Annotated in this window: 20 protein-coding genes; 15 read left to right on the forward strand and 5 right to left on the reverse strand. The window is 65.5% G+C overall.

Going from position 1 to position 26046, the window contains the following annotated elements:
- Nucleotides 1-203: 203 nt before the first annotated feature.
- Nucleotides 204-878, forward strand: coding sequence for a DUF6445 family protein (locus OO12_RS15500; RefSeq protein WP_034159631.1), 675 nt, complete (start codon nucleotides 204-206; stop codon nucleotides 876-878).
- A 94-nt stretch (nucleotides 879-972) separates the two neighbouring features.
- Here the strand turns inward: OO12_RS15500 and OO12_RS15505 are convergent, their stop codons facing one another.
- Nucleotides 973-2217, reverse strand: a complete 1245-nt coding sequence (locus tag OO12_RS15505; RefSeq protein ID WP_082006563.1) for an MFS transporter — start codon at nucleotides 2215-2217, stop codon at nucleotides 973-975.
- Nucleotides 2218-2649: 432 nt separating this feature from the next.
- On the reverse strand, nucleotides 2650-4905 hold the full coding sequence (locus OO12_RS15510; RefSeq protein ID WP_034159632.1) for a beta-glucosidase family protein: 2256 nt from the start codon (nucleotides 4903-4905) through the stop codon (nucleotides 2650-2652).
- A gap of 309 nt (nucleotides 4906-5214) precedes the next feature.
- Between OO12_RS15510 and OO12_RS15515 the strand changes: the two genes are divergently transcribed.
- From OO12_RS15515 to OO12_RS15540, 6 genes are all read left to right on the forward strand, one after another.
- Nucleotides 5215-8229 carry a TonB-dependent receptor gene (locus tag OO12_RS15515; RefSeq protein WP_034159633.1) on the forward strand — a complete coding sequence of 1005 codons (3015 nt, stop codon included), beginning with the start codon at nucleotides 5215-5217 and terminating at the stop codon, nucleotides 8227-8229.
- A 108-nt stretch (nucleotides 8230-8337) separates the two neighbouring features.
- On the forward strand, nucleotides 8338-9903 hold the full coding sequence (locus OO12_RS15520) for a tryptophan halogenase family protein (protein ID WP_034159738.1): 1566 nt from the start codon (nucleotides 8338-8340) through the stop codon (nucleotides 9901-9903).
- A 1-nt stretch (nucleotide 9904) separates the two neighbouring features.
- Nucleotides 9905-10621 carry a SapC family protein gene (locus OO12_RS15525; RefSeq protein WP_034159634.1) on the forward strand — a complete coding sequence of 239 codons (717 nt, stop codon included), beginning with the start codon at nucleotides 9905-9907 and terminating at the stop codon, nucleotides 10619-10621.
- Nucleotides 10614-11645 carry a cupin-like domain-containing protein gene (locus OO12_RS15530; RefSeq protein ID WP_034159635.1) on the forward strand — a complete coding sequence of 344 codons (1032 nt, stop codon included), beginning with the start codon at nucleotides 10614-10616 and terminating at the stop codon, nucleotides 11643-11645. Before OO12_RS15525 ends, OO12_RS15530 begins: the two co-directional genes overlap by 8 nt.
- Nucleotides 11642-13159, forward strand: coding sequence for a tryptophan halogenase family protein (locus tag OO12_RS15535; RefSeq protein WP_034159636.1), 1518 nt, complete (start codon nucleotides 11642-11644; stop codon nucleotides 13157-13159). The genes OO12_RS15530 and OO12_RS15535 overlap by 4 nt, the downstream gene beginning before the upstream one ends.
- Before the next feature lie 6 nt (nucleotides 13160-13165).
- Entirely contained in the window at nucleotides 13166-14221 is a 1056-nt protein-coding gene (locus OO12_RS15540) for a LacI family DNA-binding transcriptional regulator (protein WP_034159637.1), read from the forward strand.
- Here the strand turns inward: OO12_RS15540 and OO12_RS26965 are convergent.
- Nucleotides 14177-15529: a M23 family metallopeptidase gene (locus OO12_RS26965; protein ID WP_052215926.1), complete on the reverse strand. Its 1353-nt coding sequence runs from the start codon at nucleotides 15527-15529 to the stop codon at nucleotides 14177-14179. The genes OO12_RS15540 and OO12_RS26965 overlap by 45 nt on opposite strands.
- A gap of 94 nt (nucleotides 15530-15623) precedes the next feature.
- Between OO12_RS26965 and OO12_RS15550 the strand changes: the two genes are divergently transcribed.
- The 4 genes from OO12_RS15550 (at nucleotide 15624) to OO12_RS15565 (ending at nucleotide 18219) form a co-directional block, all read left to right on the forward strand.
- Nucleotides 15624-17357: a phage tail sheath C-terminal domain-containing protein gene (locus OO12_RS15550; protein ID WP_034159638.1), complete on the forward strand. Its 1734-nt coding sequence runs from the start codon at nucleotides 15624-15626 to the stop codon at nucleotides 17355-17357.
- Between the two features lie 72 nt (nucleotides 17358-17429).
- A complete protein-coding gene (locus OO12_RS15555; protein ID WP_034159639.1) occupies nucleotides 17430-17624 on the forward strand; it encodes a DUF5908 family protein in 195 nt (64 codons plus the stop codon).
- A 2-nt stretch (nucleotides 17625-17626) separates the two neighbouring features.
- Nucleotides 17627-17926 (forward strand): hypothetical protein, encoded by a 300-nt coding sequence (locus tag OO12_RS15560; protein ID WP_052215927.1) that lies wholly within the window; start codon nucleotides 17627-17629, stop codon nucleotides 17924-17926.
- Nucleotides 17927-17928: 2 nt separating this feature from the next.
- A complete protein-coding gene (locus tag OO12_RS15565) occupies nucleotides 17929-18219 on the forward strand; it encodes a contractile injection system tape measure protein (protein ID WP_034159640.1) in 291 nt (96 codons plus the stop codon).
- On the opposite strand, the gene OO12_RS15570 is transcribed toward OO12_RS15565, so the two are convergent.
- Complete coding sequence (locus tag OO12_RS15570; RefSeq protein WP_034159641.1) at nucleotides 18203-19255, reverse strand: glycosyltransferase family 2 protein; 1053 nt, start codon at nucleotides 19253-19255, stop codon at nucleotides 18203-18205. The genes OO12_RS15565 and OO12_RS15570 overlap by 17 nt on opposite strands.
- A complete protein-coding gene (locus OO12_RS15575; RefSeq protein ID WP_034159642.1) occupies nucleotides 19252-21747 on the reverse strand; it encodes a DegT/DnrJ/EryC1/StrS family aminotransferase in 2496 nt (831 codons plus the stop codon). Before OO12_RS15575 ends, OO12_RS15570 begins: the two co-directional genes overlap by 4 nt.
- Before the next feature lie 130 nt (nucleotides 21748-21877).
- Between OO12_RS15575 and OO12_RS15580 the strand changes: the two genes are divergently transcribed.
- Genes OO12_RS15580 through OO12_RS15595 form a run of 4 tightly spaced genes read left to right on the forward strand, consistent with a single transcriptional unit; the run spans nucleotide 21878 to nucleotide 26014 of the window.
- Nucleotides 21878-22345: a (2Fe-2S)-binding protein gene (locus OO12_RS15580; RefSeq protein ID WP_034159643.1), complete on the forward strand. Its 468-nt coding sequence runs from the start codon at nucleotides 21878-21880 to the stop codon at nucleotides 22343-22345.
- Entirely contained in the window at nucleotides 22342-24498 is a 2157-nt protein-coding gene (locus OO12_RS15585; protein ID WP_034159644.1) for a xanthine dehydrogenase family protein molybdopterin-binding subunit, read from the forward strand. The genes OO12_RS15580 and OO12_RS15585 overlap by 4 nt, the downstream gene beginning before the upstream one ends.
- Nucleotides 24495-25109, forward strand: a complete 615-nt coding sequence (locus OO12_RS15590) for a hypothetical protein (protein ID WP_034159645.1) — start codon at nucleotides 24495-24497, stop codon at nucleotides 25107-25109. Before OO12_RS15585 ends, OO12_RS15590 begins: the two co-directional genes overlap by 4 nt.
- Entirely contained in the window at nucleotides 25106-26014 is a 909-nt protein-coding gene (locus tag OO12_RS15595) for a crotonase/enoyl-CoA hydratase family protein (RefSeq protein ID WP_034159741.1), read from the forward strand. The genes OO12_RS15590 and OO12_RS15595 overlap by 4 nt, the downstream gene beginning before the upstream one ends.
- Nucleotides 26015-26046 lie beyond the last annotated feature (32 nt).

Raw genomic sequence — 26046 nt, forward strand, 5'->3', positions numbered from 1 at the left:
CGACGTCGCCCACCCTGACGGCATCATCGCGTTCTCCGACTTCGGTATCGAAAACCTCGAAAACCTCATCGCCATTCATCGCGGCCGGTAGGATCGATCGCCGTCGCGGCCCTCACCGGATGGGTACGGAAAACATGCCCTCTTGACGCGAGCAAGGCACCGGCTTTCATCTGCGTGATGATGCCAGATGGTGCCAAGCCGGCATGACCGGCCCCAGTTTCACGGTTCATCGCTTCGGAAACGAGGCGCAGCCGCTGGTCGTCATCGACAATTTCGCGTCCGATCCGGAATCGCTCCGGGCGGCGGCGATCGCGACGGAGTTCGGTCCTGCCGCGCACCATTATCCCGGCATTCGCGCGCCGCTCCCCGCCGGCTATTTGCCCGTGCAGCAGGAAATCATCGCCGCGGCGCTGCGCGAAACATTCGGCAGCGATCGCGCCAGGGTCATCGACGCCAGCCTTTCGATCGTCACGACGCCGCCGGCGGACCTGACGATCCGCCAGCGCTTGCCGCATTGCGATGCCTTTGCGGAGGAACGGATCGCACTGCTCCATTATCTCGCACCGGAGGGTGGCGAAGGGACGGCCTTTTTCCGACACCGATCGACCGGCTTCGAAACGATCAACGACGCCCGCGCGCCGATCTATTTCGACCAGCTCGATGCCGAACTGCGCTTCGGTAATATTCCGCCGCCAGGCTATATCGCCGGCGACACGGCGCTGTTCGAGCAAACCATGCTGGCCGAGGCACGCTACAACCGGGCACTGCTCTATCGCAGCTATGTTCTGCATAGCGGCGCCATTACCCCTGACTCTTCACTCTCGCCTGATCCGGCGACGGGCCGCCTGACGATCACCGGCTTCCTGTCCGTCGGATGACACCCTGGAATGCTCTACCGGGTATCGACGATCCGGCGTTGCCGCAGCGCTTGGTGGTCGATCATATGCGCCACCGGGCGCCGGTGGCATAAGGTCAGCCTCGGCCACGAACCGCGAGAATGGCGAGCCCGCCGCACAAGGCCAGGCCGGCGAGCACCAGCATCAGCGTATCGAAATCGCGCGGCGTCGCCAGCGACCAGGTCAGCAGCGGGCCGAGCAGCGCGGGCAGCGTGTTGGTCAGGTTGAGCAAGCCAAGGTCGCGGCCGCGATGGCTGGGATTGGGCAGCAGCTGCATCGAAAAGCCGGAATGGAGCGCCAGGAAAACCGCCGACCCGACTGCGTAGAGACCGAATCCCGCCGCGGCCACCGTCCAGTCACTGGCCAGGGCCATGATGACAAGGCCGAGGGCCGCGAGCATGGCCATGCCCAGCAGGAATGGTTTGCGGCGATCGAGCCGATCGGACAGGCGCCCAAGCAGGACGGCGATCGGCAACGGTATGATGAACGCGATCGTGAGCAGGTGGCCGACGCGCGACGCCATGGTCAGCGGCGGCTGATCCGGGGCGATGCTCTCGAAATAGTATAGCAGATAGAGCGAAAGCACATTGCCGGCGACCTGGACGAGAAGCCGCGCGCCCCAGACGATCGCCAGATCCCGCCGGAGCATGACAGTCGCCGTGTGCGCCTCGGTCGGGGCCGGAACGGGACGGGCTCGCACCAGCAGCAAGGGGATGGCGCAGGCGACGATCGCCAGCGACACGATCGCATAACGCGACGCTTCGTCGAGCGCGCTCATGCTCACCAGGATCGCCGAAACCGCCGACGCGACAGGGTTTGCGAACGAAAGCAGCCCACCGGCCACGCCCTTTTGCGCATCGGGAATCTCATCCGCCATGATCGCGAGCAGCGGCGCCAGCAAGGCGTTCACCGCCGCTTGAAAGAAGATGATCGCGAGGATGATCGCGGCCGGGGATGATGCGATCACCACACAGGCAAAGGAAAGCACGGTCGCGACGATGCCGATGGCCATCCAGCGACGGCGCCCGCCGCCCCGCGCGACGGACCGATCGCTGAGCCAGCCGAACAGGATATTGGACAGGCTCGCGGCGATCGCGCCGGCGATCACGGTCGCGGTGAAGAGCGCGATCCGCGCGTCCCCCGCGACCGCTTCGATCTTCATCGGCAGCAGCAAGCTGAGCAGCGGCAGATAGGCGATAACCCCGCCGGCATTGGCGAGCGCAAAGATCAGCAGAAAGCCGATGGAGCGGCGGGCCGGCGCGACCTCAACGCCCTGGCGGGATGGTCGTGCCGCCCATGGCAGGGCGAGGCGGAATGGCATCAGCTATCCGTCCGGTTCTGCCCGGTCCGGCCGTTATCGGCAACGGGGCGCGAATCACAATTCCGCAGCGGCTTGGTCGAGGCCCGTCAGCCCAGAACTTTCACCGGATCGCCCATGTCGGATAAAGCGTGTCTGGGTGATCAACTTCATAGTAAGTATATGATATAATGTGCTAAATAGGCACGTCGTCGACGTGATGGCAGAGGGAGATATGTTACATTGCGGTGTAACATATCTCCCTCTGCGCGTTCCCCCGCGCGCTCCTCAGCCTGCTCCGGTCGCCCTGTCGTCGCAGCCCTTTCGGCGGCAGCGATTCAACCATGGCACAGGAGCGGGCATGTCATCCTTGTCGGACTGATGCCGGCACGTTCTTTCTCAGCGTCGAAAACAGCGCTGTCGCCGCCAGACGGAACGCTCGACGCTCCAGTCTGGTCATGGCTTCATGGTGGCCGGATCGAGCGTCGTGGTCGACACCAGTGTCCGGTCGGTCGCGTCGCGCGCGAGCGCGACGCGGTAACGGCCGCCGGCAATGCGCCAGCCGGGCAGCTTCGTGTCATAATCGGCGATGATGCGCGGCTCGGCGGTGAGCGTCACGCGCCGCGATTCGCCCGGTTTCAAACTGACGCGCGTGAAGGCGGCAAGCCGCATCGGCGCTGCGGATCCATCGCGCGCGACATAGATTTGCGGCACGTCCACGCCGGCCTTGCGCCCGGTATTGACCACCTCGAACGAAATGCGCAGCGTCTTGCCACCCTGCACGACGGGGTTGCGATAGGCGAAACTGGTGTAGCTCAGCCCATGCCCGAACGCGAACATCGGGCGCTGGCCCTTTCGCTCGTACCAGCGATACCCGACATCCGCGCCTTCGACATAATCGATCGAGAAAGTCTTGAGATGGTATTGCGCCGCGTTCGCCGGATTGGCCGCCGCCTGTGCCTCGAGCGATGTCAGCGTGTCGAGCCCAACCGGCGCCGCGCGGGGCGCCTGCGACGCGGCCGCGGGGAAAGTGATCGGCAGGCGGCCCGAGGGATTGACCCGGCCGGTCAGGATATTGGCGATCGCCGGGCCGCCGCGCTGCCCGGGATACCAGGCCTGGACTATCGCCGGGACCTGATCGCGCCATGGCATCAGCACCGGGCCACCGGTTTCCAGTACGGCGACCGTCCTGGGCTGCGCGGCGGCGACCGCGGCGATCAGCGCATCCTGGCCATAGGGCAGCGACAGGTTGGGAACATCCTGCGCCTCGGTCGTCCATTGCGTGGCGAAGACGATCGCGACATCGGCGCCACGCGCCGCCTGCGCTGCCGCCGCCACATCGCGACCGTCGATAAAGCTCACTTTGGCCTGGGGCATCGCGGCGCGGATCGCCTTGAGCGGCGAGGATGCGTGATAAGTGATCCGCGCAAAGGACGAGGCTGCGCCCGAACTGAGCGGGATCTCGATCGGCGCGCCGCCGACCGAGCGTACCTGGCTCGATCCGCCGCCGGAAAGAACCCCGACATCGGCGCCCCATCCGATCACGGCGATACGCTTCGCCGTGCGGGCAAGCGGTAGCACGCCGCCTTCATTCTTGAGCAGCACGATGCCGGCCTCCGCCGCGCGCTGCGCCACATCGGCATGGCGCGCATAGGGGATTGACAGTGGCCTGGCCGGCATCGGCGTATCCAGCACACCGGTCTCGATCAGGCCGGTCAGATAGCGCGTGATCATGTCGTCGAGCCGTGCCATCGGCACCTTGCCCGCCTCGACATCGGCCTTGAGTGCGTCGCCGAAGAAAATCGCCGTGTCGAGTTCCTGACCCGATTGCTGGTCGAGGCCGGCATTGGCCGCTTTGGCGGTCGAATGGACCGCGCCCCAGTCGCTCATCACCCAGCCGCGATAGCCCCAGTCGCGCTTCAGCACGTCATTCATCAGATGCGCGTTCTCGCACGCCCAGTCGCCATTGACCTTGTTGTACGCGCACATCACCGATCCGGGCCGTCCCTTCTCGATCGCGATCTGGAAGGCGAGCAGGTCGCTCTCGCGCAGGCTCGCTTCATCGATCCGCGCATCGAGCACCATGCGCCCGGTTTCCTGCGCGTTGAGCGCGAAATGCTTGATGGTCGACGTGATGCGGTTCGACTGCACGCCGGCGATGTGCGCGCCAGCCATCTCGCCGGCGAGCAGCGGATCTTCGCCGAGATATTCGAAGTTGCGGCCGTTCCACGGATCGCGCGTCAGATTGACGCCGCCCGCGAGCAGCACGTTGAAGCGCTTGGCGCGCGCCTCCGCGCCGATCATCACGCCGCCGGCATGCGCGATCTCCGGATCGAAGGTCGCCGCGGTCGCCAGGCTGGACGGCAGCGCCGTCGCGACATCTCCCTTGCGCTGCTCGACCTGGTTGGCGACGCCCAGCGACGCATCGCTTTCGCGGATGAGCGGCACGCCGAGCCGTGGAATGCCGTCAATATGTCCGGCGGACGGGATCAGCTCATTGGCCGTCTTGCCCTTTGCCCGGGGCGGGAACAGGCCATGAGCGAGTGCGATCTTTTCATCGAGAGTCATCCGGGCGACGCGTGCTGCCGCGCGTGTGCGGGCGTCGCCTCGGTCGGCGGTCGGCGGTGCCTCGCGCGCCGGCACGGCTGTCGTTGCGCCGATGCCAGCCAGAAGCGATGCGCTCAGCAACGCACAATGTAATCCTCTCGACATCCTCGTCCCCCTTCTTATCCAGGTCGCCTGCTCTGTCGGGCGCCTGCCGAATCCTGTCATCCGGCCCGGTCCTTACGGGACGAATCCCGGTCGATACCAGTGCCGCAACCGCCCCGCACTTCGGCAGCACATGACGTCGGCGATACGTTACTTACACAGCATATTTTGATAACGTTCACAACTATTGGTGACACATGTTACCAAGTCGCGCCTGCTTGGTGGCCGGGGTTGACATAATTCGTCAAAATCAGCAAAGTGAACGTTATCAAGAGCGGCGTGGGGACAGCGCCGATGACAGAGGGGATGACAATGGGGGGCTTCAACCGCCGCTTGGCTTCGCGATTGGCGCTTGGCGTATCGACGCTCGCGCTGATGGCCGTACCGGGCATCGCGGCCGCGCAGAATGCGGCCGCTGGCACTGCGAACCCCTCCGAAACGCAGCAGCCCCCAGCCGATCAGGGTGATGACATCATCGTCACCGGCATCCGCGCCAGCTTGCGCGCATCGGCGGATATCAAGCGCGATGCGCAGGGCGTGGTCGATGCGATCTCCGCCGAGGATATCGGCAAGTTTCCCGATACCAACCTGGCCGAATCACTGCAGCGCATCACTGGCGTGTCGATCGATCGCTCGAATGGCGAAGGATCGCTGGTCACCGTCCGCGGCTTCGGTCCCGAATATAATCTGGTGACGCTCAACGGCCGTCAGATGCCGACCGCGTTCATCGCTGACGGCGGCAGTGCGCCATCGTCCCGCTCGTTCGACTTCGCCAACCTCGCCTCTGAGGGCGTCGCCGCGGTCGAGGTCTATAAGAGCGGCCGCGCGACGCTCGAATCGGGCGGCATTGGCTCGACCATCAATATTCGCACCCCGCGCCCGCTCGAGCGGCCAGGCACGCGCGGCAGCCTCGCCGTCAAGGGCGTGATCGACACGTCCCAGCGCGGCAAGAACGACATCACGCCGGAAGTCTCGGGCATTTTCAGCACGACGCTGGCGGACGATCGCATCGGCATCGCGATCATCGGCTCCTATCAGAAGCGCAAGGCGGGCACGAACAAAGGGGTCGTCGGCTGGCGCGACGGTTATCTCGGCAACGAGAACAACTGGGGATCACTCTCGCCCAGTAATCCGAACGTCATCAACCGCCCGGATCCGACCGATGTCTATCAGGTCCCGCAAAATGCGTCGTACGAGTTCAACGACATTAATCGCGAACGCATCAATGGTCAGGCTGTCCTGCAATTCCGCCCGACCGACGCACTGACCGCGACGATCGACTATACCTATTCGCGCAACACCGTCGAAACCCGCAACAGCAATGTCGGCATCTGGTTTAACCATGGCGATACGTCGAGCTCCTGGACCGATGGTCCGGTCGCCGGCCCGGTCTTCTACACCGAGCGGTTCGCCGTGCCGGATCCGGGTTGCGTGGCGCCGTCGACGGTGTGCAGCGCCGGCAAGGACCTTTCCTATAGCGGGTCGCTCACCAGCAACCGCGCGGAGAACAAGTCGCTTGGCGGCAACCTGGTCTGGAAGGGGCCGGGCGGCGTGACGGTAACGCTCGATGCGCATCACTCGACCGCGGAAGTGAAGCCGACCAACAAATATGGCTCGAGCATGTCGGTCGGTACCGCGATCTTCGGCGTGCAGAGCCAGACGATCAACTTCGACCATGGCCTGCCGGTCATCTCCTACACCATGGCCCCGGGCATCGACCCGCTCAACCCGGCGCTGATCACGCCGACCGGCAACGCGTTCCGCAACGCCTATTTCAGGGATGAGATCAACCAGGTCCAGCTGAGCGGTCATTACGACCATGATGGCGGGTTGCTCGACAGCCTCGATTTCGGCGTCTCCTATCTCGACAATAAGGTCCGCTCGGCCTTCGGCACCATTCAGAACGACACCTGGGGCGGCATCGGCCCGGCATCGTCGGTTCCCGACGATTTGTTCAAGCTTGCGACATTGCCGAACCTGTTCCCAGGTCTGGCGCAGCCGGGCATGGCGCAGAAATTCTACACGTTCAATTTCGAGAACATGGTCGACCTGCTCGAATCGAAGTTCCAGGCGTGCAGCAAACCACGATCGGGCGCGGCGATCAGCCCGGGTACATGTCTCGCCAAGTTCGACACCGACCGGCGCATCAGCGAAAAGACGCTGGCGCCCTATCTGCAGGTGGCGACCAAGTTCGACGCCTTCGGTAATCCGGCGCACTTCGTCGCTGGCCTGCGCTACGAGACGACTGACATCTCGTCGGCGGCACTGGTGCCGGTACCGTTGCGCACCCAATGGGTGTCGGAGAATGAGTTCAACGTCGTCCAGTCGGGCCAGAGCGCCTTTACCCGGTTCAAGGGCAGTTATCAGAACTGGCTGCCGTCGGCCGATTTTGACATCTCGCCGTTCGACAATGTCAAACTGCGCGCCTCGTACAGCCATACGATCACCCGTGCGCCCTATGACCGCATGCAGGGCGGGCAAACGCTGGACACGCTGTTCCGTGTCGGCGGGGGCACCGGTGCGCTCGGCAATCCAGGACTGATCCCGTTCAAATCGAAGAATATCGATCTGTCGGCGGAGTGGTATTATGGCCCCGGCAGCTATGTGTCGGTGGGGTATTTCCACAAGAATGTCGCAAACTTCATTTCGACCACGCGCGTCGACACCAACGCGTTCGGCCTGACCACGCCAGTGGGCGGCCCGCGCTATCAGGCGGCGCTCGGTGCGCTGGGGGCAAATGCGACGGCCGCGCAGATCCGCACCTATATCTTCGACCATTATCCGCAATCGTCGGACCGGGCCAACGGTCTGATCTTCGCCTTGCCCGAGGATCCGGCGCTCAACTTCCAGGTCACCACGCCGGTGAACAGCGATCAAACCGCGTCGCTCCATGGCTGGGAATTCGCCGTCCAGCACAGCTTCTGGGATACCGGCTTCGGCACGATCCTGAACTATACGATCGTCAACGGCAGCGCGAAATACGACAATAGCAAGCCTTCCAGCGCCACGCAGTTCGCGCTGGTCGGCCTCAGCAACAGCGCGAATGCGGTGGCGTTCTTCGACAAATACGGCATCCAGGCGCGTGTCGCGTATAATTGGCGCGCCGAGTTCCTGAACACGACAGGCGCGAACCCGACCTATACCGAAGCGTATGGCCAGGTGGACGCGAGCGCGAGCTACGAGTTCAAAAAGGGGTTCAGCGTCTTCGCCGAAGGGATCAACCTGACCGGTTCAAGCCGGCGCGAGCATCAGCGGTCGGATCGCAACGTGACCGTCGTCTCGCCGGGTTATGCCCGCTACTCGTTCGGCGTTCGGGCATCGTTCTGAGCCGACCCTGTCGGGGGAGTGTCGCGAACAGGAAAGCCACCTTGGCACGAGGGTGGCTTTTCCGTTCCCGGCACGGCAAGCTGCTGATCGTGGATGAAGGCGCGTAGCGTGGATGGGGCAATCTCCCGGATCGTGATCGTCGGCGGCGGTACCGCCGGCTGGCTCGCGGCCTGCCTGATCGCCGCGCGCGCCAACCCTTCCGCCGCGGCCCCGATCAGCGTGACGCTGATCGAATCCCCCGACATCCCGACGATCGGCGTGGGTGAGGGGACCTGGCCGACGATGCGCCGCACATTGGAGCAGATCGGCATCCCCGAGGCCGAATTCCTGCTCGCCTGCGATGCGTCCTTCAAACAGGGGTCGCGCTTCGACGGCTGGCGCACCGGAGAGGCCGGCGACCGCTATTTCCATCCATTCGTCGCCCCGGTCGATGGCGAACCGTGCGATGTCGTCGCCGCCTGGCATCAGAGCGAGGCCGATCGCCGTTTTGCCGACGTGGTCAGTCCGCAACCCCGCACCTGCGCGCTTGACCTGGCGCCGCGGCAGCGCGCGATGCCGGACTATGCCGGTGCGCTCAACTATGCCTATCATCTCGATGCGGGGAAGTTTGCTGCCTTGCTGGCGCGGCACGCGACCGATCGGCTCGGCGTTCGCCATGTGCGCGATCATGTCATTTCGGTCGGGATGGCGGCCAATGGCGACATCGCCACCGTGACCATGCGCGCGACGGACGCGGTCGAGGGCGACCTGTTCATCGATTGCACCGGGCATGCCGCGCTGCTGATCGGCGAACAATATGGCGTGCCGTTCATCGACCGCAGCACCGAATTGTTCAACGATCGCGCGCTCGCGGTGCAAGTGCCGGTCGCACCCGGCAGTCCGATCGCGTCGCAGACCACCGCCACCGCTCACGGGGCCGGCTGGATCTGGGACATCGGCTTGCCGACCCGACGCGGCGTCGGCTGCGTCTATTCCTCGCATCATGCCAGCGACGATCAGGCGGCGGCGACACTCGAAGCCTATCTGCGTGGCGCGATGCCGACGGTCGATACCGGCCAGCTGTCCTTTCGCCGGCTGGCCTTCCGCTCGGGGCATCGTGCGCGATTCTGGGAGCGCAATTGCCTGGCGATCGGCCTCTCGGCCGGTTTCCTGGAGCCGCTCGAAGCCTCGGCCATCGTGCTGATCGAATTGTCGCTGGAGGCGCTGCTCGACGGTTTCCCGGCGACACGCGAGGTGATGGATATCCATGCCGATCGCTTCAACACCGTGTTCCGCTATCGCTGGGACCGGATCGTCGAATTCCTCAAGCTCCATTATGTGCTGAGCCACCGCGAAGAGCCCTATTGGCGTGACCATCGCGAGGCCGGCTCCATCCCGCCACGGCTTGCCGAGCTGCTGCGGCTCTGGCGGCACCAACCGCCGTCGCGGGCCGACTTGCCTGCCATTGACGAGATTTTCCCGGCGGCGAGCTATCAATATGTGCTGTACGGCATGGGGTTCGCGCCGCCTGCCGAGGGCGCGATCCGCACCGGCGCGCGCGACCATGTGGCGGCCCGGTTGCGGCAGGTCGACCAACGCGCCCGCACGCTCGCCGCCAGCCTGCCGACCAATCGTGCCTATCTGGACGCGCTGCGTGATGCGGGCCATCAGCCTGTAATGGAAAAGACCCGCTGACATGCCCGATCACGAAATTCTCACGGCCGAAGCGCACCGCGACATGCGCGTGCGCACCGATCGGGCGGTGGAACTTGGCGATGCGGTGATGTGCTGCATGACCGTGCCGAGCGAATTCCGCCGGGTGCAGACTGACTATCCGATCCTTTTCCGCCTCAATCACGACCGCGACACGTTCACGGCGCTGGCGATGTTCGGCTTCGAGCAGGATGAAAATCTGTTTCTCGACAATGGCCGCTGGGATGCCCGCTATGTGCCATTGGCGATCGACATCCAGCCGTTCCTGATCGGCACGCCGGCGGACGATGCGGGCGCAAAGCAAATCCATATCGACATGGCCAGCCCGCGCATCGGTGGTGACGAAGGGGTGCGGCTGTTCGACGAGGATGGGCGCCCGACGCCTTATCTGGAATCGATCGCCGACCAGCTGGGCGCGCTCGATGCGGGGTATCAGGCATCGGGCGACTTCTTCGCCGCGCTGCGCCGTCACGATCTGCTCGAACCCTTTGCCCTGGAGATCACGCTCGACGATGGCTCGACCAACCGGCTGGTCGGGTTTCACATCATCGATGAGGGCCGGCTGCAGGCACTCGATGCCGACGCGCTCGGCGAGTTGCACGCCGAGGATCATCTGATGCACATCTTCATGGCGCTGGCCTCGCTTGGCAACCTTTCCGAACTGATCGCGCGCAAGAACCGGCGCGTGGGCGATGGCTGAGGCGGATCCCGGAATCTTCGGCGCACTCGCCGCCATTCCCGAGATGATCGTCTCGGGGCCGGAAGAGCTTGACCGGCAATTGCGCGCGGCGGATCGTCCGTTCATCGTGCGCGGCCTGGTATCGGGCTGGCCGCTGGTCGAGGCCGGCCGCCGGTCGGCGCGCGACGCGCGCGATTATCTGCTCCGGCGGCGACAGGATCGCCCGTTCACCGTCTCGGTCGGTGCACCGGGCAGCGACGGCCGGCTCTTCTACGACCAGGCGATGGGGATGAACTTCCGCACGCTGCGCGCCAAGCTGCCGGAAATCTTCGCGCAGATCGATACGCTCGAAGGCAAGGCGGATGCGCCGCCAATCTATCTCGCCTCGATCGACATGCATGAATTCTTCATCGGGCTGCACGACGCGAACCAGGTCGCGCTTGGCGATCGCGCGCCGATGGCGAGCATCTGGATGGGCACGCGAACGCGCATCGCGGCGCATAACGACGTGCCCGACAATCTCGCCTGTGTCGCGGTCGGCCGCCGCCGCTTCACCCTGTTCCCGCGCGAGCAATTCCGGAATCTCTATCTCGGACCGGTGGATAATACTCCCGCTGGCCGCGCCGTCAGCATGGTCGATTTCCATGCCCCCGACTTCGACACGCATCCGCGCTTCCGCGAGGCGCTGGTCCATGCGCAGGTCGCCGAGCTGGCGGCGGGCGATGCGCTCTACATCCCCGCTTTGTGGTGGCACCATGTCGAGGGGCTCGAGCCGTTCAACGTGCTGGTCAATTACTGGTGGCGGGAGACGCCGCGCTGGCTCGGCCAGCCACAGGATGCGCTCAACCACGCCTTGCTGGCGATCCGCGACCTGCCCGATGACCAGAAGCGCTACTGGCGCGACATGTTCGATTATTATGTCTTCGGCAATGATGAGGAGGTGGTTGCTCATATCCCCGAGGACGGGCGCAGCATCCTCGCGCCGCTGACTCCGGAAAGCGCCGGCCGCGTCCGCGCCTTCCTGCTCAGGGCGCTCAGCCAATGACCGGGGAAGCACGGCATCCGCGCCGCATCGTGATCGCCGGCGGCGGGACCGCCGGCTGGATGGCCGCGGCGGCGATCGCGCGGACCATGGGGCATACGGTCGATCTGACTCTGGTCGAATCCGATGCGATCGGCACGATCGGGGTGGGCGAATCCACCATCCCCCCGCTGGTCAACTATAACCGCCTGCTCGGCATCAACGAGGCCGAGTTCATGCGTGCGACTCAGGCGACCTTCAAGCTCGGCATCCTGTTCGACAATTGGAAGGAGCCCGGGCACCGCTATTTCCATTCGTTCGGTTATACCGGCAAGGACCATTGGTCGGCCGGCTTCCAGCATTTCTGGCTCTACGCCCGCGAGAAGGGGTATGAGCAATCCTATGACGATTATTGCCTGGAGGTGATCGCCGCCGTGCAGGGCAAGTTCGCGCATCTGCCCGATGAGGCGATGAACTATGCCTATCAGCTCGATTCGACGCTCTACGCGAAATTCCTCCGCACCATGGCCGAGACGGACGGGACCAAACGTGTCGAGGGAAGGATTTCACAAGTCGAACTCGACGGCGAAAGCGGTGACATCGCCGCGCTGCTGCTTGACTCCGGTACGCGGATCGAGGGCGATCTGTTCCTCGATTGCACGGGATTTCGCGCGCTACTGATCGAGCAGACATTGCATGCCGGCTATGACGACTGGACGCATTATCTGCCGTGCGATTCGGCGATTGCGCTGCAAACCGAAAATGTCGCGCCATCGGTCCCCTATACCCGTGCGATCGCGCATGACGCGGGCTGGCAATGGCGTATCCCGCTGCAGCATCGCTCCGGCAATGGGCTGGTTTATTGCAGCCATTATCTGAACCGGGATGATGCGCTCGAACGGTTGCTCGGCAATATCGAGGGCGCGGTGCTGACCGAACCCAATTTCCTGCGCTTCCAGGCCGGTGCGCGGCGGCGGCAATGGTATCGCAACTGTGTTGCCATCGGCCTGTCGAGCGGCTTTATGGAACCGCTGGAATCCACCAGTATCCATCTGATCCAGCGCGCGGTACTGCGCCTGCTGAGAATGATGCCGCAAGGCGATATCAGCGAGCGTGACATTGTGGAATTCAACGACCAGCAAAATGACGACATGCTGCAGATCCGCGATTTCCTGGTCCTGCACTATAAGGCGACCGACCGTCGCGACAGTCCCTTCTGGCGCTATTGTGCGAGCATGCCGATCCCCGATACGCTGGCGCAGAAGATCGAACTGTTCCGGGAAACCGGCCGTGTCTTTCGCAAGAATGAGGAATTGTTCGCCGAAAACAGCTGGGTCCAGGTAATGATGGGCCAGGGAATCATGCCGCGCACCTATCATCCGATCGCCGAGAAGCTGCGCGACGACGAACTGGACAAATTCCTCGGCACGCTGCGCGGCAACGTCACCCGAACTGTCGCGACGCTGCCCGCGCATGCCGATTACGTCGCCCGCTATTGTGGTGCGGCGCACGCGGCGCCTGCGGCACGGCAAGGCTGAGCGGCCATGGCGCGGCGGCGGCAAACAGTCACGATCAAGCATGTCGCCGCCGATGCCGGGGTGTCGCTGCAAACCGTCAGCCGGGTGATCAACAAGGAGCCGAACGTCCGCCCGGAGATGAAGCTCAGGGTGCAGGAATCGATCGACAGGCTTGGTTATGTTCCCTCGATCGCCGCACAGCGGATGAGCGGGTCGCGATCCTATCTGATTCTGGCGCTCAACGATCGCGAGCGCACCATCGCCGACTGGCGCGAACGGCAGGGCACCGACTGGGTCGACCAGATGCTGCTTGGCGGCATGCTCACCTGCGCCGAATATGGCTATCGGATGATCATCGAACTGGTCGACACGCATAGCGACCATATCGAACGCGAGCTGCTTGGCGCGATCGCCGCGCTGCAACCCGATGGCGTGATCCTGACCCCGCCGCATTCCGAAAATCCGCTGATCATCACGCTGCTCGAAAATCACCAGATTAGTTTCGCGCGGATCGGTTCGCTGACCGCGGGGCCCGGCTTTGCGCTGACGATGGACGATGAACGCGCCGCGCGCCTGGCGACCGAGCATCTGATCGCGCTCGGCCATCGCCGGATCGGCTTCATCGCCGGTTCGCTCGAATATGAACTCAGCACCTGGCGCGTCGATGGCTGGCGCGCGGCGATGGCGGCGGCGGGGCTGGAGACGACCGGCCTGTTGGCGCAAGGCGATTTCAGTTTCGCATCGGGCAAGCTGGCGGCGCATCATTTGCTCGATCGGGACGCGCCGGCCAGCGCGATCATCGCGAGCAACGATCGGATGGCGCTGGCGACGCTCGAGGCGGGCCGCGAACGCGGCATCGATGTGCCGCGCGATCTGTCGTTGATCAGCTTCGACGACACGCCGATCGTGCGCTTCACGCATCCGCCGCTGACCGCCATCGTTCAGCCGATCGCCGAGGTTGCGGCACGGGCGGTCGAGCTGATCATCGCGGATCAGGCCGGGCGTGACGTGCCCGATACACCGACCGTGGTGCCGGCGTCACTGGTGCTGCGCAACTCCACGGCGGCGCCGCGGCGGCGCTGAGTCCGGGGCTGAGTCCGGGCCCTGGCGGACGAAGGTCACCAGGTCGCCGTCGAGCGGCAACCATGACGGCGCTTTTTCGGGACGGGCCTTGCCGACGTTCACCTTGATCCGCGGGTCGAGCGTGTCGTCGATCCCGGCCGAACCCAGCCTGGTCACCCCGTCGATCACGAACGGCAGCCCTTCCGATCCCTCGAACGTCATTCGGTCGCTGATATGGAAATGAAGATGCGGTCCACCCGCCTGTCCGGTCTGACCTAGCGCGCCGATCACCGCGCCGCGACCGACGCGGTCGCCGGCATGGACCTTGACGCTGCCGTTACGCAAATGGGCGTAATGCGCGAACACGCCGGGCGCGATCTCGATGACGACGAAATTGCCATAGAGCGAGCGGCTGGTCAGGTCGTCGGGCTGGCTTTGCGGTGCGAGCGGTGTGCCGTCCGCGACGCCGTCGCGCGCATCGCGCACCACGCCGTCGCCAACGGCGAGCACGTCGGCGCCGAAACCTACCCAATCGGCGTCGGACGAGGCTGCCAGCCGGTCGCGGGGCACCCGCGCGACATGGCCCGTCGCATCCAGCCCGAACCAGTCGATGGCGAAGCGTTGCGGGATCGTCACCTGTCCGTCGATCGCGACCACGCCGCCCCAATGGTGCGACACATGATTGCCCGGCCCTTCGCCGGCCAGCCACGGTCCGCCGGTCAGCGGGGGGCCGATCCGCACCGGCGGGCGATTGTCGATCGCGACGCGGACATCATTCGCAACCTCGACCTTACCGTCCTTCGTTTCGAATTCGACGCTGTGGCGCAAATAGGCCGCGCGCGGCGCCGAGGCGGGCTCAGTCAGCCAGACGAATAGCACCACGCGGGCGCCGCCTGCGATGACGATATCGCCGGTACCGGGCGGATCGTCGCCATTCGGGGAGAGCAGCGCCCGCAGCGCGGCGCCGCTGAAGGTCGCGATCGGGATGGTCGCGCGGTCGGCGAAGATGCTGACTCGCTTCAGCCGAAGCGCGCCGGTTCCGGCGTAGAAATTGGTGACATGAAGTTCATAGCCGAGATGCCGCGCCCAGTCGCTACCGATGGTTGGGCGGGGCGGTGCGGGAGTGCGTATTTCCACTTCGGCCTGATGGGGGGCTGTAACCTGGGCCGACAGGGGAGCGGCAGGCAACGTGGCCAGCAGGCACACCAGCGCCAAAAGACGTACCCAGCCCGAAACGCTCTTGTTCACGCCCATCATCCGATCTGCATACGCCAGCCCGGCCTGCGCGATGCAATGACGGCGATCCCGCGGCAAGTCGTCGCGGCGCATGCCGGGAGGAAAGAAGAACGGCCCGGCCTCAATAGAGCCGTAGTGGCGCAACATTGTTTTGTACGATGACGCATCGGGACGTATCCGTAACGACATGATATCCAGTCCAACGACGCCGGGCGTTTACGCTACGGAAATAGATGCCTTCGGGACAGCGGTCGTCGGTGTTCCGACCGCTGTCCCGGTCTTTGTCGGCTATACCCAGTGCGCCGGTGATCCGGTGACCGGCAAGCCGCTCTACGGCGTTCCCATCGCAATCGAATCGATGACCGATTTCATCGCCTGTTTCGGCGGCGCCGCGCCGCGATATTATGGCGTCTCGGTTGCAGGCGCGGCGACGCCGGATTTCTTCGCCAATTTCACCACGCCGGCAGATGCCGGTCCGACCCCGTATACCGTGGCGATGACCGGCTTCGGCCTGCAGCCGCTATCGGCCGATGCCGCGCGCCATTTCTGCCTGTACTGGCATCTGCGCCTGTTCTTCGCCAATGGTGGCGGCTCCTGCTATGTCGTGTCGGTCGGCAGTTACTGGAGCGGCCAGTCGCCGACTATTGTACTTGATCCGGTTCCCCCGGGCTGGAACCCGGCCATGATCGCCGCAGGCGATCCGGCGACAAATGCGCCCGGCCTGCTGACCGGGCTTGACGCCGTCGCCGCACTGGTCGGGCCGACGATGATCGTCATCCCGGAGGCCTGCCAGCTGGGCCTGGCCGATTATGCGCGCGTCGCCTGCGCCATGCTTGCTCAGGCGGGGACGCTGCAGAGTCGCATGGCGATCCTCGACCTGCCCGGTTGCCTCACGGCCGATACCGTCGCCGCTCTTCAGCAATGCCAGGACAATTTCGTCACCGCGATCGCGCCGCAGAACGCCAATGTCGGTTATGGCGCGGCCTATGGACCTGCGCTCAACACGTCGATCGTCGCGCCGGGCGATATTCTCTACACTAACCTGGTGGCCGCGAACGGCGACAATTCAGTCCTCAACACGATCCTGACCACTGCGGCCAATATGCTCTATTCGGGCGCGCGGCGCGCCGCGTTGCAGACCGCGATCGCCACGGCCTTCCCGATCACGCAAAGCGATACCAACACCGCGCAATATTCGGGATCGACCTCGACCGATGCGACCCCGCCAATTCCCTATCCGGCGCCGGGTGCCGATCTTGCCGCGTGGCAATGGACGCTCGACCGGTTGTTGTTCAACGCCTTGCCGGTGTTCCAGCAGATCATGCAGCTGGTCGCCACCGACATGAACGTCATGGCGCCCAGTGCCGCCCTGGCCGGCATCTGGACCATGAACGACGGCAATCATGGCGTCTGGGGTGCACCGGCGAACGTCGCGCTGGCCGAGGTGGCTTCGCCGTTTTGCGCCATGACCGATATCCAGCAGGGCGGTTTCAACCTGCCGCCGGGCGGGGAGGCAATCAACATCGTGCGCAGCCAGCCGAACCGTGGATCGGTCGTATGGGGCGCGCGAACGCTTGACGGCAACAGCCTGGACTATCGCTTTATCCAGGTGCGGCGGACGCTGATCTATATCGACCAGTCGATCAGGGCGGCGCTGCAATCCTACGCCTTCGCCGCCAATGATGTGATGACCTGGGCGACGGTGACCGCGTCGGTCTCCGCGTTCCTGACCGGGCTGTGGCAAGCCGGCGGGCTGATGGGCGGGAAGCCGAGCGACGCGTTCACCGTGGCGTGCGGCATCGGCTCGACCATGACCCCGCAGGATGTGCTAAACGGCGATATGATCGTCGCGGTCACGCTGCAGATGATTCATCCGGCCGAATTCATCGAGCTGACCATCATTCAGGCGATGCAAGGCTGAACATGACTGACATGCGCTGGCCGCCGAAACCATGACGACGGTGATGACCTAGGATCGAACGGAGACCTTCCCATGCCCTTGGAGATCAGCGAGATCGGCGTGCATGTCGCGGTGGGATCAAGTCCGGGTTCCGGCGCCGCATCGGGGGGCGCGGCGCCCTCCGGTGGCGATGGCGGTGGCGCGATGACCCCGGCGCAACGCGATGCGATCGTCAACGCTTGCGTGCAACAGGTCCTGAGGAATTTGCGCATGACCGAGGAGCGATAGCCGTGACTGGCGGTAAGACCGTTGCGGGCAGCCACTGGCTGATCAAACCGGATGGGACGCCGCTCCGCGCGAACGCTTCGGTCACATTCCATCCCGCGCGGCTGGCGGGGCAGCCCGTTCGGCCGGCGGGCGCTGCGCAGCGGATGGCGATCAATGTCGGCGATACGCTGCCGCTCCTCGCCCGCCAGATCTACGGCAACCCCTATCTGAAGACCGCTCAGTTCGAGGGGGTGCTGAATTTCCGCACGCTGGCACCGATTCCGCAACTCGTCTTTCCGGCGCTGTCGGGATCGGCCGTTTAGCCATGGCGGACCAGCCGCATCGCATCGGACGGTTCGAGTTCATGGCGTCGGTCGCCGATGACGATACCGCACGGGCGATGCGGCCGCGAATTGAGGCGCTGGTGCGCGATCTGGTTCCTGCCCTGCTGGAGCGGGTGTTCGATGCGGCAGTACCCGCCGGTTGCCATGTCCGGCTCGACCGGATCGATCTCGATCTGGGCAATGTTCGCGCGGATCAGCTCGAGGCGGATATTCTGGCGGGACTCGAACGCGCTCTGGGCGATACGCTCGCGCGGGCTATTTCGCCCGCCTGATCGCCGATCGCGCGCCGCCGATCAGGCGCGACATGATCAGTTCCTCGACCCCGGCATGGCCAAGCCCGAGATGGTCGGGCCGCACCGCCATGGCATCGCCGAGCCCGATCGTGCCGGTGCGCAGCGCCGCCCGGCCGACCCGGCTCCAGCGCCGCGCGGTTTCCCAACGGATCAGCGTCAGGCTCTCCGCATCGACCAGGCGGTGCGCCAGGAAATCCTCCTGCAATCGGGCGAGCGCAGTGCCGAGCTGCAACAGCGCGACCCGATGCGGGACCGGTTCCTGCCCCATGATATGCTGCACCATCAGCCGTGCGACCTCGTGCGCGTCATCGCCGAACAGCGTGGCATGGGCCTCGGCCAGCACCAGCGCGGCATTCGCCCGCATCGTGTCGATAAAGCATTGCGACGCCCCGCCGCCGTGCCGGCGATACACGAGAAGTTCCTCATCGAGCCGCGCGATCCGGCCGAGCTTGGCCAGCCGGTGATACAGATCGAAATCCTCGGCATAGAGCATGGCAGGGCGCGTGAACGGCGAGAGCTGGCGCACGGTATCGGCGCGGACCATCACCGATGACCAGACCAGCGGGTTTTCGATCCGCAACAGCCATTCGATCAGCAGCGGCGTGGAGGCGGGCGCGTGGCCGGTTGCCGAGACTCGTCCGTCCTCAAGCGCGGCGGCGGCGGTGCCGAGCAGGACGGTATCGGGATGCGCCTCGAGATAGGCGACTTGTTTCGCCAGCCGTTCGGGCCGGCACAGATCGTCCTGGTCGAGCCCGGCGATATAGCGGCCGCGCGCTTCCGCCATGGCGCGATTGCGCGCACGCACCGGACCCTGATTGATCGGGCTTTCGATCACGCGCAGTCGCGGATCGTCGATGCCGCGCAGTATCGCGAGCGTATCGTCGGTCGATCGGTCGTCGACCACGACGATCTCGAAATCGCCCAGCGTCTGCGCCTGCAGGCTGGCAATGGTCTCGCCGACCAATGCGGCGCCATTATACGCCGCCATGATGACGCTGACGGCGGGCGTCGTCATGCCACCGCCCGGTCCCGTTCGACAGCCGCGTCCTCCAGGATCTGATCGACGATCATCTGGCCGACGTCATTCTGCCACAGCCACAGCCCGTTGGCCTGACCCGAGAAGCTCGCTTCGCCGCCCAATGCGCCCCAGGGGACGAAACCGGCGGCAAGGCCGATGCCGAAAAGGCCCGGGACCGGGGCGCCATCCGCATCGATCACGCGGCAATGCCGATCGACCATCGCACCGCCCAAATGCGCGGACAGGGTGATCGGATCGCCGTGCCGGTCGCTGACGGGCAAGGCATGCGGGCGATAGCCGAGCGCCGCGACGATCAGGTCGGCGCGATCGAGATGATCGCGCGCCGCCTGATCATCCGCACCGGTGATGCGATGCAGCGCGATGCGCGGATCGGGTGCGCGGCCATCGACGCCAAGCATGCGCAGCACCAGCTCGCGCGCTTCGAGCCGGAAGCCGGCAAGGCGATAGACGAAACCGCTGACCGGGCAGATGTCGTTGGGCCCGAAATCGGTGAAGCCCTCGGCCCGTGCGGCCTCGACCGACGGGTAGAAGGGGCGGAGCGGACGGCGATGCAGCAGCGTGATCCCGCCCGCGCCGAACGGCAAGGCGGGTGCGCCTTTCAGCAACAGGGCGATGCTGGTCAGCGCGCTGGTCGATCCGCCGATCACCGCGATGCGCGGCGCGCGCGTGCCGGTGAGCAGGTCGGCAACCTTGGCGAAACCGCCGAGCGACAGGACTTCGTCGGATTGCAACAGCTTGCCGCCGGCATGGTCGACCAGCGGGACGCCGGCGACCTTCTGCTGAACCAGCCGGTCGAGCGGCTGATGGCCGCCAGTGGCGATGACCACATGATCGGAGAGCTGATCGAACTCCATGCCATTGGCACGGCGCCGGATCCGCGTGCACCACAGTCCATCGGCGGTGCGTCGGCTGCCCAGTACCTCATGCCCGGTCAGGATCGATCCGCCATGGGCGGTGACGATATCGGCCAGCCGATCGCCGGTCGCGCGCAGCAAAGGGCCAGCCTCGACCAGCGGTACGCCCAGCGCATCGGCATAGCGCTCGACCGCACGGCCCGCCGGATGCGCCATGATCCCGGCGAGTTCGGGATGGGGATTGTCCTTGACCGCGGTCAGGAAGGTCTGCGCGGTGCTGTCGGAATTGATCGCGTAGCGCCCGAGCCGTCCGCCGCCGATCGCATCGTCGCGTTCCACCACGACCAGTCCCGCGCGCGCGAGGTCGGCCAGCCGGCCTTTCTTGCTCGCGGCGGTGAGCAGCGCGGTGCCGGCTGGCCCGCCGCCGACGATCAGCGTCGACACGATCGCGCGACGCGTCGGTTCGGCCGGCACGCGCGCCGCCGCCGATGTGCAGAGGGCGGTGAAGGTCGCGGCGATGTGGCGCGCATCGTCGGGCGTCATCGCATCGGTGATCGGCAGCGACAGCATGCGTGCCGCGATGCGATCGGCAACCGGGGTCGGCTCGATCATCGCGCTGGTCTGGAACAAGGGCTGTTCGGCGAGATGCGGGCTGAAATAGCGCCCCACGCCGATACCGGCGGCTTGCAACTCGGTCGCGATCTGATCGCGGCGCGCGACGAGCGCGTCGGGTAGCAATACCGGCATGAACTGCATTGCGCGGCGCTGACCCGACACGGCCTGCACGGTGAAATCGCTCAGCGCCTGGCGATACGCCGCCTCGACCCCGGCGCGTGCGTCGCACACCGCTTCGATCTCGCCGAGCTTGGCGCGCGCCAGGATCGCGATCACTTCGGGCAACTTGGCGTTGATCCCGGGCAACGTCGCGCTGCGGCCGCTTTCGAAGCCGAAATTGATCATCGCCCGCAATTGATCGATCAGCCGCGCATCGCCGCTATGGATCAGCCCGCCCTCGGCAACCGCGAACGTCTTGGTCGCGTGCATCGAATAGACCACGGCGAACGGCGCGTCGTGGCCAAAGCCGTCGCCCGCGCCATCGCGCGTACCGAGCGAGGATGCCGCATCGATCACCACGCCGACGCCGAAACGCCGCTGCAGCCAGGCATAGCGATCCAGGTCGATCGCATTGCCGAAGGTCGCATAGGGAATGATCGCGCTGACCCGGTCGCCATAATGATGCAGCAGCCGCTCCTCCGCTTCGGGGCAAGCGCTCCATTCTTCAGGATCCACATCGCAGATCAGCGGGGTCAGCCCCGACCAGAGCGCTGCCTGGCCAGTCGCGGCGAACGTCAGGCTGGGCATCAACGCCAGCCCGTCGGGGCGCCCGGCCTCGATCGCTGCGTGTTTGATCGCGACCATCAGGCCGAGCGTCGCATTGGCGACCGCCAGGCTTGCGCCACGACCCCCGAACAGCGATTCGGTGATGTCGGCCTCGAACGCGCGGACCTCGGGCCCGTTATTGCTGAACACTCCTGAGGCTTCGACCCGGCGCAGCGCATCGAGTCGCTCGCTCAGGCGCGGAGGATTGGGGGCGATAAGAGGAAAGTGACGCATGATCCGCCTTATGCCGACCGCCGCCTAAAAAGCCGTTACGACCCAGGAGTTGCGATTCGAGGCGTTTCCGGTTGCCTGCCTGCCGTTGCGCGCCGTATCATCGTGGCGGGTACGAATAGGGAGACGCTGGATGGCGACCGAGTTCCTTCTGAACGGGGCGAAAGCGGCGTTCGACGGCGACCCCGATACCCCGCTGCTGTGGGTGTTGCGCGATCATCTCGAGCTGACCGGCACCAAATATGGCTGCGGCATCGCGCAATGCGGCGCGTGCACCGTGCATCTTGACGGCAAGAACCGGCGGTCGTGCGTAACGCCGGTCGGCACCGTGGCGGGGCGCAGCGTGACCACGATCGAGGGCGTGAAGGGCAAGACGGCGGAAGCGGTCAAGGCGGCCTGGGTGGCGATCGACGTGCCGCAATGCGGCTTTTGCCAGTCGGGTCAGGTGATGTCGGCGATCGGCCTGCTCTCGATCAAGCCCAATCCGAGCGATGAGGATATCGATCACGGCATGGCCGGCAATATCTGCCGCTGCGCCACCTATGTCCGCGTGCGTCAGGCGATCAAGGATGCGGCCAGAAATGCGGGAGCGGCGGCATGAACGCGCCCTTCGATGCCAAAGGCGCCAGCCGCCGCGAATTTCTCGGTACGTCAGGCCTGGTGCTGGGCCTCGCGCTGCCGCTGGGCGGTCGCGCCGCCGCTGCCGCTGGTCCGGCCAAGGCCGCCGCGCCATTCGCGCCCAACGCGTTCGTGCGCATCGCCGCCGATGACAGCGTCACGGTGATCATCAAGCATGTCGAATTCGGCCAGGGGCCGGCGACCGGACTGACCACGATCGTTGCCGACGAACTCGATGCCGACTGGTCGCAGATGCGCATCGACTTCGCGCCGGCCAATGACCCGCTCTACAAGAATCTCATGTTCGGCACGATGGGCACCGGCGGGTCGACCGCCATGGCCAATAGCTGGATGCAGCTGCGCAATGCCGGCGCCGCCGCGCGCGCGATGCTGGTCGAGGCCGCGGCGCGGAAATGGCACGTGCCGGCGGCCGAGATCAAGGTATCGAAGGGCGTGGTCAGCCATGGCAAGCGCAAGGCGCGCTTTGGCGAACTTGCCGCCGATGCGGCCTTGCTCCCGGTGCCCGAAAAGCCGGTGCTCAAAACCCCCGACCAGTTCACCCTGATCGGCACCGACGTGCCCAAGATCGACAGCCTGATCAAATCGACCGGCGCGGTGGAATTTACCTTCGACGTGCGCCGGCCCGGCATGGTGATCAGCGTGATCCAGCATCCGCCGGCCTTTGGCGGCACGGTGAAGGCAGTGCGCGACAAGGCGGCGCTGGCGGTGCCCGGCGTGGTCGCGGTCAAGGCGATCCCGCACGGCGTGGTGGTCTATGCCAGGGACACCTATGCCGCGATTAGGGGCCGCGCTGCGCTGGAGATCGACTGGGACTTGTCCAAGGCGGAAACCCGCTCGACCGAGACGATGATCAGGACCTATGCCGAAGCCGCGCGGACGCCCGGCAAACAGGCCGAGGCGAAGGGCGATGCCGCCGCCGCGATCAAGGGTGCGGCGAAGACGATCGATGCGACCTATGTCTTCCCCTATCTCGCGCATGGCCCGATGGAGCCGCTCGACGCAGTGATCGAACCGCGCGAAGGCGGTGCCGATGTCTGGATGGGCAGCCAGTTCCAGGTCGGTGAGACGGCGGCGATCGCCGGCGCGCTTGGCGTGCCCTTTACCGGCATGACCTTGCACGAACTCTATGCCGGCGGCAGCTTCGGCCGGCGCGCGACGCCGGCGATGGAATTCGCGGTCGAGGCCGCGACGGCGGTCAAGGCGCTGGGCGGCAAGACGCCGGTCAAACATGTCTGGACGCGCGAGACCGACCTGCTCGGCGGCCGCTATCGCCCGTTGGTCATTCACCGCGCGCAGGGCGGAGTCGATGCCAAGGGAGAGATTGTCGGCTGGGATTCGGTCATTGCCGCTCAGTCCTTCATGATCGGCACGCCATTCGAGGACAAGGCCAAGGGCTATGACGACTCGATGATGGAAGGCGTCACCGAAAGCTCCTATGATTTTCCCGCGTTCCGCGCCGGTTTCCATGTCATGCAGAATGGCGTGCCGACGCTCTGGTGGCGCTCCGTCGGCAATACTCACACCGCTTATGCGGTCGAGACGTTCCTCGACCAGTTGCTCGAACTCGGCGGACAGGATCGCATCGCCGGGCGATTGAAGCTGATGAAGGACGATCGCGCCAAGGCGGTGCTGAAGCGCGTCGCCGAACTGGCCGGCGGGCTCGGCGCCAGGGCTGGCCGGGCCCGCGGCGTTGCGTTTCACAAAAGCTTCGGCAGCTATGTCGCGCAGATCGCCGAAGTATCGAAAGGTGCGGATGGTTTGCCCAAGGTGCACAAGATGTGGTGCGCGATCGATTGCGGCATTGCCATCAACACCAATGTCATCCGCGCGCAGATCGAGGGCGGGATCGGCTATGGCCTTGGCCATGCATTGTACAGCGAGATCACGCTGGGCGAGGGCGGGGTGGTGCAGCAAAGCAATTTCGACAGCTATCGTTCGCTGCGCATCGGCGAAATGCCTGAGGTCGAGGTGGCGATCGTCAAATCGGGCGCCAACCCGACCGGCGTCGGCGAACCCGGCTTGCCGCCGGTCGCGCCCGCCGTTGCCAATGCCTGGCGCGGACTGACCGGCAAGGCGGTGCGCCGGTTGCCCTTCGCGCATGGAGACAATGCATGATCGCGGGTCGTCACCTGATACTCGCGGCAAGCGTGCTGGCGCTTCCGGTCGCCGTGCTCGCCAGCGGCGGGCAAGTGCTGCGCATGCCCGCCTCCAGCGTCGAGGGCAGCCCGTCCGACCGCGACCGGCACTCCGCCGCCTTGTTCGTCGAAATGGGCAAGGTCATTCAAAGCCCGCGCTGTCTCAACTGCCATCCCCGCACCGATCGTCCCAATCAGGGCGATGCGATGATGCCGCACAACCCGCCGGTGGTGCGCGGTGCCGATGGGCATGGCGCACCCGGGCTGGAATGCGCGACCTGCCATGGTCCGGCCAATGTCGCGTTCGCCACTGGGTCGGGCAGCATCCCGGGCCATCCCAATTGGCATCTCGCCCCGATCCAGATGGCATGGGAGGGGAAGACGCTCGGGCAGATCTGCCAACAGATCAAGGATCCGAAGCGCAACGACGGCAAGACGCTCGAACAGCTGATCGAGCATAACAGCCATGACACGCTGGTCGGCTGGGCCTGGCATCCCGGCAAGGGCCGCAATCCCGCGCCGGGCACGCAGGCCGAGTTCGGTGCGCTGACCCGGGCATGGGTGGAGAGCGGCGCGAAATGCCCGGCATGAACCGGGACTTCGACACCATTCTGCTGGGCGTCGATGATGGTATCGCCACGATCACGCTCAACCGTCCGGACAAGCTCAACGCCTTCAACAAGGCGATGATGCAGGAACTGGTCGCGGCGTTCGACCTGACCGATGCCGATGACGCTGTGCGGTGCGTGATCGTCACCGGCGCGGGACGCGGCTTTTGTGCCGGGGCCGACCTGTCGGCGGGTGCCGCGACCTTCGACTATGACAAGCGCGGCGGCTGGAATGGTGAGGAATCACCGACGCGGGCCGATGGCGGCGTGGATTATTCCCATCCGGCGGTCCGTGACGGCGGCGGTATCCTGGGCCTGCGCATCTTCGCCTCGAAAAAGCCGGTGATCGGCGCGATCAACGGCCCGGCGGTCGGCATCGGCGCGACCATGACCCTGCCGATGGATTTCCGCCTGGCGAGCGAGGCGGCGCGTTTCGGCTTCGTGTTCGCGCGGCGCGGCATCGTGGCGGAAGCCGCGTCGAGCTGGTTCCTGCCGCGCCTGGTCGGCATCGGCCAGGCGCTCGAATGGTGCTATTCGGGCCGGGTGTTCGGCGCCGACGAAGCGCTGAAGGGCGGGCTGGTGCGCAGCCTGCATGCGCCCGAAGACCTCCTTCCCGCGGCGCGCGCGCTGGCGAAGCAACTGACCGGCGACAGTGCGCCGGTCTCGGTCTCGCTACTGCGCAAGATGCTGTGGACCGGACTTGGCCAGTCGCACCCGATGGAGGCGCACCGCATCGAAAGCCGCGCGATCTGGGTGCGCGGCGCAAGCGGCGATGCGGCGGAAGGCGTGGCGAGCTTTCTCGAAAAGCGCGACGCGGTTTTCCCCGATCGCGTGTCGGCGGCGTGGCCCGATTTCGCTGACTGGTTCGACGACCCGGCTTACCGCTGAAGCGGCACCCCGGCCTGCGCCGGGGTGCCCGC

This window comes from Sphingomonas sp. ERG5 (genome assembly GCF_000803065.1).
GTDB lineage: Bacteria > Pseudomonadota > Alphaproteobacteria > Sphingomonadales > Sphingomonadaceae > Sphingomonas.